Genomic DNA, 8,860 nt, shown 5'->3' with positions numbered 1-8,860 from the left:
GTGCACCCCGCTGCGCAGCACGGGGGCGCGATAGTGCATGTGGCCGCTGTCCCCGGGGGAAAGGTGGTGGGCCCCCAGCGGGTTGGTCCCCCCCCCGACAGTCGCGCCGCGTGCCCCCAGCGCCCCCAGCCCCTGCGTGCCTTCTTCACCGGGCACGAAGTGCGGGGAGATCAGCGGGGCTTTGGGGGGGGTACCCGCCAGTTCGGCCGAGAGCCGCGCGACCAGCCAGTCGCCCCGGTCGTCGCGGCGGTGTTTCATCGGCGGATCGGAGACGATCGCCACCTGGCGGGTCCAGTGCAGATCGACGGCATCACGGTAGTACGACTGCGCCTGCTGCGAACGCGCCACGCGTGCCAGGTAGGGCTTGGCGCCGTCCAGCCGCGCTTCGTGCTCGGACTGGCGCACCAGCAGGCGCAGCTGGGCCGGAGTGTAGAACGCCAGGGCCGCGATGGGGAGGGCGGTTTCGCTGTTCCAGTAGTCGTCGAAAATCATGTTGGCCTGCTGCACGGCCTTGCCGGCGACGAGCAGGTCCAGGTCGCGGAAATTGACGTCGGTGCGCGCGCTGAAATACTCCTCGCCGATATTGCGCCCACCAACGATGGCCACGCGGCCGTCGGCGATCCAGGACTTGTTGTGCATGCGGTGGTTGACGCTGAACACGCGTTGCACCATTTCCACCAGCCGCCACAGGCCATTGCGGTTGCGGAACGGGTTGTACAGGCGGATCTCGATGTTGGGGTGCTGGTCGAGCGCCATCATCAGCGCGTCCTTGTCCTGCGCGTTCATGTCGTCGAGCAGGATGCGCACGCGCACGCCGCGCTCGGCGGCCTGGTAGAGCTCGCGTGCCATCAGGTGGCCGATGAGGTCGTTCTGCCAGATGTAGTACTGCAGGTCCAGGCTGCGTCCGGCGTGCTGGGTGATCACCGCGCGCGCGGCGTAGGCATCCAGCCCATCGGCGAGGAAGGCCACGCCGGATTCGTCGGGGTGCTCGGCCTGCAGGCGTGACAGTTCGCGGTCGATCGCGGTCTGGCTGAGCTGGACTGGCAGCACCCGCGACGGGGTGCCAAGCGCCTTGGGCGTGAGGTGGTCGGCCAGCAGCAGGCCACTGAGCACCAGCATGACCAGGATCGCCACGAAGATGCCCAGCCAGCGCAGGAGCCGGCGCCAGAAGGGTGGTTTGTCGGTCATGCCCCGATCCTAAGCGGCCCGGCCGTGCAGCGCGAGTGCAGGCCGACCGGGGCCGGTCGATCAGAAGCGCTCGTCGGGGGCGAGGTAGCGCCACTGGCCGGGAACGAGCTTGCCCATCGCCACGCGTCCGATGCGCAGGCGGCGGACACTCACGACCTCCAGGCCGACCTGGCGGCACATGTCGCGCAGCTGGCCGGGATGTACCGGCTTGATGGCGAAGCGCAGGCGGGTTTCGTTCTGCCAGCTGACCTTGCACGGTGGCAGTGGCCAGTTGCGGAAGCTCAGGCCGTGCGCCAGGCGCTTCATGCCGTAGGGCACCAGCTCGCCGGTGACTTCCACCAGGTACTCCTGCTCCAGCGTGGCGCCGCGGTCTTTGAGGTGCGAGACGACCCGCCCGTCCTGGCTGACCACGACCAGGCCGCTGTCCTCGTCCGCCAGCGGCATGACCAGCTGCAGGGCGTGGAAATGGCGCTGCAGCAGAGTGACGCCGGTGGCGTCGAGTTCGCTGCGCGTGTCCGGGGTGACCAGGGCGCACAGTGCGTCGGCCGGCATGCCGGCGGGCTTGTGCAGCAGCATGCTCACCGTTTCGGCGCGGGTCGCTTCGGCGTTGTCACGCAGGACGATGACCTCGTCGGTGACCATCGCCTGGGGCTGTTCGACCACGCTGCCGTTCACGGTCACCCAGCCCCCCTCGATGTAGCGCTGGGCGTCGCCGCGTGAGCAGCCGATCAGCTGGGTCAGGCGTTTGTCGAGTCGGATCGGGTCGGTCATCGGGCAGGCAACGAAAAGCGGGAAGCGGGCGGGGAGTGTACTGGGTGGGGGCGGCCGGGCGTCAGCCGGCGGTACCGTCCAGGTGGGTGAGGTACAGCCGCAGGTCGAATTCCAGCTGGTGGTAATCCGCTTCCATGTGCGTGCAGAGCTGGTAGAAGGCCTTGTTGTGGTCCGATTCCTTCAGGTGCGCCAGTTCATGTACCACGATCATCTTCAGGAACGGGGCCGGAGCATCGCGGAACACCGTGGCGATGCGGATTTCGCGGCTGGCCTTGAGCCGGCTGCCCTGGACGCGCGAGACGGTGGTGTGGGTGCCCAGGGCGTGTTTGAGCACCTGCAGCCGGCTGTCGTAGATCACCTTGGACAGCGGGGCGGACTGGCGCAGGTAGCGGTCTTTCAGGTCCTGGGTGTAGTCGTACAGCTGGCGGTCGTTGCGCACGGTATGCAGGTCGGCGTAACGGCGCTGCAGCCACGGCCCCAGGCGGTCGCCCGCGATCAGCTCGCGCACCTGCTGCTGCAGGGCGTCGGGGTAGCCGGCAAGGTACTTCAGGGCGGTCACGGGGAGCGGTTGGGGTGGGGCGGGCAGACCAGTATGATGGCCCCCGGAATCCCGCAAAAACAGATGCAAGGCGTATGGCGAAGGCGAATCCCCTGCAGGAGCAGCTGCTCAAGGCCGGGCTGGTCAAGAAGTCCCAGGTCTCACAGGCCGCGCGTGAACAGGTCAAGGCCCGTCACGGCAAGGCCCCGGTTGCGCCCAGCGAAAGCCAGCGCGAGGCCGAACGGGCGCGCGCGGAAAAGGCTGAACGCGATCGCGCGCTGGAGGCCGAGCGCAAGGAAAAGGCGCGCGCCCAGGAACTGCAGGCGCAGGTGCGGCAGATCATCGAGACCAATAAGGTCAAGCGCGACGGGGAGATCGAATACCGCTTCAACGACGGTACCGTGATCCGCACTCTGCTGGTGAATGCCCTGCTGCGCAGGCAGCTGGCGTCGGGCGCGCTGGTCATCGTCCGCTTCGGCGAGGGCGTTGAGCTGCTGCCGCGCGCGGCGGCCGACAAGGTGCGCGAGCGCGATCCCGGCGCCATCGTGCTCGACAACGCCCAGCCGGGCAGCAGCGAGCCCAGCACCGGCAACGCCGACGACGACGCGTATTACGCGCAGTTCCAGGTCCCGGACGACCTGGTCTGGTAAGCGCGCCGGCAGTCCGGCAGCGTCGACCGCGGGTGGGGCCGCCCCCGTGCGTTCAGCCGCACGTTGGGCCCGGTCATGCGTGCGGGTCTATGCTGGGGGCCTGATACGGCATGGGAGACACAACATGGCGACAGGGTGGGCAGGCGACGGCGCGGTCCAGGACCAGATCGACGCCACGGTCGATGACGCCATTCAGCGCGCCCGCGCGCAGCTGGGGCAGGGCCCGGGGCTGACGCACTGCGAACACTGCGAGGCCCCCATACCCGAGGCGCGGCGCAAGGCCGTACCTGGGGTGCGTCTGTGCGTGCGCTGCCAGGAGGCGGACGACGCCGCACAGCACGACGGCGGCGGTTACAACCGCCGCGGCAGCAAGGACAGCCAGCTGCGCTGATCCGTGGGCATCACCCGTCGCCCTGGATGCCGCCGGGTGCCTGCGCCGGGTCGCGCCAGCGGCGCACCGTGCGCTGGAAGAACATGTTGTTGGGCACCTGCAGCACCGTGCCTTCATGGCCGCCGTCGGTTTCCTGCAGCGTGGTGTAGATCAGGTTGACGTCGATCACCCGGCCCTTCAGACCCGGCTTTTCACCGTTCTCCAGCACTTCGATGTAGTCGTGCAGGCGGAACGGCCGGGTGGTGAAGATCAGCAGTGTGCAGAAGATGTTGGACAGCACGCTCCATGCGGCGAAGAAGGCGACCGCGCCGACGGCGGCGAAGCCGGTGAAGGCCGTCCACAGCACGGTGGCCGAAACGCCGAGGATGTTCAGCACGGTGAGCAGCGCGGCGAAATAGACCACGAAGCCGGTGACCCGACGCGCGCCCATCACCATTTCCGGCGGCAGCGTGTAGTGCTCGCCAAGACGACGGATCAACCGGCGGCCAATCAGGCGCAGCAGCCAGGCGACGGCGATGGTCAGCAGAATCAGGCCGGCGGGCTCCACGTACTGCAGCCAATCGTGGGTCCAGGCGGGCAGGCGAACTTTCATGGGGGACACATTTCCTTGCGGGGTGCGGCAGACAAGGACCCATCTTAATGCGCGGCGATGCGCGCGGCCGCATGCCCGCTCAGGCCCAGCGCGGCAGGGCGACTGCCAGGTGCCGCAGCAGTGTGGAAACGCACTGTGGCGTCTGGCCGCCCGTCTGCACGCAGATGTCCGGATGCTCGTCCTGCAGGTGCAGCTGCACCGACCACGGACCGCCGGTCAGCGACCACGCCGCCAGCGACAACCACAATGCGCACGTACTGGATGACATGACAGTTCCTGATGGCCACCGGAGTGGAACACAGGCTTGGATGCAGCCAACGTCGAAAAGGTTTGAACATCCCGGTCGATGATGCGCTTAAACCTTTTCGGTGCCGGTGGCATCCAACGGATATGCTCGACGCCACCATGCCCGCTCCCCGCCTCGCCGACCCGGCCGACAGCGCCGACGACCACGCCCTGGTGCGTGCCGCCGTCGCTGGTGACATGGGCGCGTACGAACGCATCTACCGACGCCATGCGCCGCGTCTGAACGCGGTGCTGTGGCGGCTCTGCGGTGGCCACGCGGCGCGCGCCGAGGATGCGCTGCAGGAGACCTTCCTGCAGGCGTGGCGCGCGTTGCCCACGTTCCGCTTCGAGAGCAGCCTGGGTACCTGGCTGCACCGGATGGGCGTCAATGCGGCATTGATGGAACTGCGCGGGCGCGCCGGCGCAGATGCCCTGGAAACCGGCGAGGACAGTGCCGATGCAATGGCGGCGCTGGTGGCGCCCGACCGCTGCGCGGGCACTGTGATGGACCTGGAGCGCGCGCTGGAAACCCTGCCGCCGCGTGCGCGCGCGGTACTGGTGCTGCACGATATCGAGGGCTGGAAACACCATGAAATCGCCGATCAGCTGCAGATGGCGGTCGGCAGTTCCAAAGCCCAGCTGCACCGTGCGCGCGGTCTGTTGCGCGCACGCCTTGGAGAATCCGCATGAACGAACATGACGACCTGAGCGCGCGCCTGCGGGCGCTGCCCGACCAGCGGGTGCCCCCGGCACGGGTGTGGCAGGGTATCGCCGCGCAGCTGCACGAGGAGGCGCAACTGCGCCGCCTGGATGCGGTGCCGGCTGCCGTGCCGGCCGATGCGGTCACAGCAGAGAGGGCACGGCGCCGGCCACGGCGCTGGGCGCTGGGCGTGGGGCTCGGCCTGGCGGCGGCACTGGCGGTGCTGGTGGTGGTGCCGATGCCGACGCCGCATACCCCGCCGCCGTCGATGCTGCAGCGGCAGGCCGATGTCCTGGCCGGTGAGTACCAGCAGGCGATGGCGGCGTTGCCGGCGGCCACGTTGCCCGGCGACTACCAGCCGGCGCTGCACGAACTCGATGCCAGCGCGCGCAGCATCCGCGCGGCCATCGCCGAGAATCCGCGCTCGGGCTATCTGCTCGGGCAACTGCAGCGTACCTATGCGCTGCGGCTGGAACTGACCCAGCAGGCGGTGATGGCCGCCACTGGCATGCCCACATGAAGGAGAATCCGATGCGTACCCTGTTGCCGTTGAGTGCCACCCTGGCGCTGTTGCTGCCGTTGGCGGCGCTGGCCGATACCCACGTCGACGAGCGCCATCCGCTGGCGGCGGGCGGGCGGGTGGAAGTGAGCAATATCGCCGGCAAGGTCACCGTACGCGGCTGGGACCGCAACGAGGTGGCGCTGAGCGGTTCGATGGCCGACGGGCTGACCCTGAAGCAGGACAAGAGCACCAACCGCGTGCGCTGGGAAGTGGTCTACCCGCGCAACAGCAACACCCGGGGCGGTGCCACGCTGACGCTGCGCGTACCGCGTGCGGTGGAGGTGCAGCTGGGCACGGTGAGCGCCGATATCGACGTGTCCGAGGTCGATGTGCGTCGCCTGCAGGCCAATGCCGTCAGTGGCGACATCGCGGCAGCGGGACGCAGCGGCGAGACCACGCTGGGCACCGTCAGCGGTGGCATCCGTTCACGCGTGCAGACGCCACGGCTGGAGGTGCGCGCAGTCAGCGGCCAGGTGCAGGCCGGCGGCGGCATCAGCGGGGAGATCACGGCAGAAACGGTGTCCGGCAGCATCCGTGTGGAAGCCGAACGCGTACAGCGTTTGAGCGCTGAAGCGGTGTCGGGGAGCGTGGACGTGGCCGTGGGCGGTCTGGCGCCGGGCGGCAAGGTCGCGCTGCAGACAGTCAGCGGGTCGGTCGGGCTGGCACTGCCGGCGATGGTGTCGGCGCAGTTGAACGTGAAAACGTTCAGTGGTGGCATCCAGTCCGACGCGGGAAAGGTGGAACGGCCGCGCTATGGTCCGGGCCGCAGCCTGGATACGCGTCTGGGCGGCGGTGACGGCGACGTCTCGATCAATGCCCACTCGGGCAGCGTGCGGGTCACGCTCCGCCGCTGAGTCGTGCGGCCACCGCACCGGCCAGGGCCGGTGCGGTCGGCTGCGAGGTCAACCGGCTTTCTTCAGCGCCAGGGTGTTGCCCAGCACTTCGATCTTGCCGCCGCCCTTGCGGAAGGCAGCCAGGTCGGCAGCGATGCTGGCGCTGCTGACGGCGGTGTTGGACCCTTGCTTGCGGTCGACGCGAACGGTGTTGCCTGCCTTGGGGGAGGTCTTTGGCGTACGGGCCATGGATGCTCCTGCTATGGGTGGATCGGTGAAAAAAGCGTCGACAGATCGTGCTGTTGTCGACGGTAGTCCTGCCGCACGGTGCGGCAGTCATCGCCGCCCATCGAAAACTGGCGGCAGATCGCGGGGCGCTGCGAATAGATCGTGCAGCGCAGATGGTAGGGGTCGATCGCGGCACACCAGCCTTCGTCGTTGCGCGCCATCACGGTGCGGCCCAGTTCGTCGGTATCCAGCAGATGGCCGGGAACCGCGTCGTCGGGCATCACCGTGACCGAGAGCCGGCAGCACACCGCGTCGCAGCGGCGACAGTCGATGGGGTCCGGTTCGGCTACGATGGAAGGGGCTGGTGAAGCCAGGCGTTCGCCCAATGGAATCTCTCTTGGCGGCTCGGGGCAGTGCGTGCTGGGAACGAGCCGGATCGCAGCGTAAAAACGATCCCGGCGCCACAGGACGGGTCCACGGGGCGGCAGCATCGACAGAGACAGTGGCCTGGATCAGGCCCGGAAGGTCATGCGCATTGCGCATTGAAGCCGAAAGATGATAGCGCTTTCGGCGTAACGTTTTGTTAATGCGCGCGCTTCACGCGGCGAAAGCCTTGTGCGACAAGGGCTCCGGCGGCCTGGTGCGGCCCGCCTCAGCCGGCCACTGACGGTTCCGCCGCCGCCCATGCCAGGCCGTGCACCACACCGAAGGACGGGTTGCCGCGCACCAGGGTGGCACCGGGGAAGGCGGCGGCGACGGCCTGCTGCAGGTAGCCGGCGCGCGACATGCCGCCGGTCAGGAAGACCGCCGCCGGATCGTGGCCGATGTCAGCGCGGACCTGCGCCAGCAGGCCGGCCAGTTCACCCATGTAGCCGCTGGCGGCCGCTTCCAGGCGCGGAGCGTCGACGTCCACGGCCAGGTCGCGTTCGATGAAGTCCAGTGCGCTGCGGTGGCCCGGTTCGCTGCTGAGGGCAATCTTGCAGCGCTCCACCTCGCGGTACAGGCGCGCGGTGTTGCCGGTGTCCTGCAGGGCCTGCAGGCGCTTGCCGAACGGGGCGTCGACGTCGCGGTAGTCATGCTGGCGGAAATCGCGCTGTCGGGTCATGTCCTGCACCATCGCCGCCTCGACGTAGTGGTGGGTCGGTACGCGGGTGATGTTGCGGCCGAACAGCGGCATGTAGCCGCCCAGGCTCAGGGCCAGGTCGATGTCGGTACCGCCGCGCGCGATACCCCAGGCGCGGTGGATGCGCGGCGCCCGGGGGCCGCCGACGCGGGCGTGTGCGACATCGGTGGTGCCGCCGCCGATGTCCACCACCACCGCATCGTGTTCCTGCGTGCTTTCGGCGTGGTAATGCATGGCCGCCGCCGCGGGCTCCTCGAGGAAGTCGACGCTGTCGAAGCCGGCGGCGATCGCTGCGCTGTGCAGGATCTCCAGGGCCTGTGCGTTGCCTGCCTCGCCGATCGAACTGCGGAACTGCACCGGGCGGCCGAGCGTGGCGGTGCGCACCGGCGTGTCGAACTGACGCGAGGCGGTCAGACGGATGTGTTCCAGGATGTGGGTGGCGATACCGGTGATGGTCTGCCGCGCGCGCGGATGCAGGTTGTAGCCCAGCATCGATTTCGGGCTCTGCACGAGGTTGCCCTCGTTCTCTTCGAAGTAGGCTTCCAGCGCATCGTCGCCGTACACGGCGTTCTGCAGCAGGGTGGTCGAACTGAGCGGTGCGCGCATCTGCTCTTCCATCCACTGCCGCCGCACCACCCGCAGCGCCTCGCGGCGCAGCGCGTCGTGCGGCCGTTCCTGGCCCGCGGCGCGGGCGTCGCGCGCTGCCGCGTCGACCAGGCGGGCCAGTTCGTGCTCCAGCGCCGGCGTCAGCTCGAAATCGTTGGGGTCACGCATGACCTCGGGGAAGTACACCGTGGTCCGGAACTGCTGCGCCTGCCCGAACTGGATCGGGACGACCTTGCCGTCGACCACTGCCGCGGCGGCGGAATTGCTGGTGCCAAAGTCGATGCCGATTTTCATGCGGGAGGGCCGGGCCGGTGGTCAGGGGGCGCGCACTGTGCGGCAAGGCGCCCGCCGGCGCAAGGGCGCTGGGGCAGCGGGTGCCACCGGGAGGCTACA

General features: G+C 68.8%; 13 protein-coding genes. 5 read left to right on the top strand and 8 right to left on the bottom strand.

From position 1 onward, the window contains the following. The 3 genes from OC534_RS09490 to OC534_RS09480 form a co-directional block, all read right to left on the bottom strand. Positions 1 to 1,188: phospholipase D-like domain-containing protein (locus OC534_RS09490; RefSeq protein WP_262071699.1), on the bottom strand; the 1,188-nt coding region annotated here is incomplete at its 3' end. 60 nt (positions 1,189 to 1,248) lie between these two features. Then, positions 1,249 to 1,959, bottom strand: a complete 711-nt coding sequence (locus tag OC534_RS09485) for an rRNA pseudouridine synthase (RefSeq protein WP_017356540.1) — start codon at positions 1,957 to 1,959, stop codon at positions 1,249 to 1,251. A 61-nt stretch (positions 1,960 to 2,020) separates the two neighbouring features. Then, the gene (locus OC534_RS09480) at positions 2,021 to 2,518 is read right to left on the bottom strand and encodes a M48 family metallopeptidase (RefSeq protein WP_017356541.1); all 498 of its coding nucleotides are present in this window, start codon (positions 2,516 to 2,518) and stop codon (positions 2,021 to 2,023) included. 74 nt (positions 2,519 to 2,592) lie between these two features. Here OC534_RS09480 and OC534_RS09475 point away from each other — a divergent pair, with 74 nt between their 5' ends. Both OC534_RS09475 and OC534_RS09470 read left to right on the top strand, forming a co-directional pair. Further along, positions 2,593 to 3,147, top strand: coding sequence for a DUF2058 domain-containing protein (locus OC534_RS09475; RefSeq protein WP_262071698.1), 555 nt, complete (start codon positions 2,593 to 2,595; stop codon positions 3,145 to 3,147). A gap of 124 nt (positions 3,148 to 3,271) precedes the next feature. Continuing rightward, positions 3,272 to 3,538 carry a DksA/TraR family C4-type zinc finger protein gene (locus tag OC534_RS09470; RefSeq protein ID WP_017356543.1) on the top strand — a complete coding sequence of 89 codons (267 nt, stop codon included), beginning with the start codon at positions 3,272 to 3,274 and terminating at the stop codon, positions 3,536 to 3,538. A 10-nt stretch (positions 3,539 to 3,548) separates the two neighbouring features. On the opposite strand, the gene OC534_RS09465 is transcribed toward OC534_RS09470, so the two are convergent. Continuing rightward, positions 3,549 to 4,130, bottom strand: a complete 582-nt coding sequence (locus OC534_RS09465) for a mechanosensitive ion channel family protein (RefSeq protein WP_017356544.1) — start codon at positions 4,128 to 4,130, stop codon at positions 3,549 to 3,551. A 79-nt stretch (positions 4,131 to 4,209) separates the two neighbouring features. After that, positions 4,210 to 4,398, bottom strand: a complete 189-nt coding sequence (locus tag OC534_RS09460) for a hypothetical protein (RefSeq protein ID WP_136003139.1) — start codon at positions 4,396 to 4,398, stop codon at positions 4,210 to 4,212. Between the two features lie 122 nt (positions 4,399 to 4,520). Here OC534_RS09460 and OC534_RS09455 point away from each other — a divergent pair, with 122 nt between their 5' ends. Genes OC534_RS09455 through OC534_RS09445 form a run of 3 tightly spaced genes read left to right on the top strand, consistent with a single transcriptional unit; the run spans position 4,521 to position 6,531 of the window. Next, positions 4,521 to 5,105 (top strand): sigma-70 family RNA polymerase sigma factor, encoded by a 585-nt coding sequence (locus OC534_RS09455; protein ID WP_017356546.1) that lies wholly within the window; start codon positions 4,521 to 4,523, stop codon positions 5,103 to 5,105. Continuing rightward, a complete protein-coding gene (locus OC534_RS09450) occupies positions 5,102 to 5,635 on the top strand; it encodes a hypothetical protein (protein ID WP_017356547.1) in 534 nt (177 codons plus the stop codon). The genes OC534_RS09455 and OC534_RS09450 overlap by 4 nt, the downstream gene beginning before the upstream one ends. A gap of 11 nt (positions 5,636 to 5,646) precedes the next feature. After that, positions 5,647 to 6,531: a DUF4097 family beta strand repeat-containing protein gene (locus OC534_RS09445; RefSeq protein ID WP_026070840.1), complete on the top strand. Its 885-nt coding sequence runs from the start codon at positions 5,647 to 5,649 to the stop codon at positions 6,529 to 6,531. A gap of 48 nt (positions 6,532 to 6,579) precedes the next feature. Here the strand turns inward: OC534_RS09445 and OC534_RS09440 are convergent, their stop codons facing one another. The 3 genes from OC534_RS09440 to OC534_RS09430 form a co-directional block, all read right to left on the bottom strand. Continuing rightward, complete coding sequence (locus tag OC534_RS09440) at positions 6,580 to 6,759, bottom strand: hypothetical protein (RefSeq protein WP_017356549.1); 180 nt, start codon at positions 6,757 to 6,759, stop codon at positions 6,580 to 6,582. Positions 6,760 to 6,770: 11 nt separating this feature from the next. Beyond that, positions 6,771 to 7,070 (bottom strand): YkgJ family cysteine cluster protein, encoded by a 300-nt coding sequence (locus OC534_RS09435; RefSeq protein ID WP_082316410.1) that lies wholly within the window; start codon positions 7,068 to 7,070, stop codon positions 6,771 to 6,773. Positions 7,071 to 7,390: 320 nt separating this feature from the next. Then, positions 7,391 to 8,761 (bottom strand): Hsp70 family protein, encoded by a 1,371-nt coding sequence (locus OC534_RS09430; protein WP_136003140.1) that lies wholly within the window; start codon positions 8,759 to 8,761, stop codon positions 7,391 to 7,393. Between the last annotated feature and the right edge of the window lie 99 nt (positions 8,762 to 8,860).

This window comes from Stenotrophomonas sp. Marseille-Q5258 (assembly GCF_946900935.1).
Lineage (GTDB): Bacteria > Pseudomonadota > Gammaproteobacteria > Xanthomonadales > Xanthomonadaceae > Stenotrophomonas > Stenotrophomonas nematodicola.
Note: the sequence above shows the minus strand (reverse complement) of the source record. Positions and strands in the feature narration are given on the sequence as shown.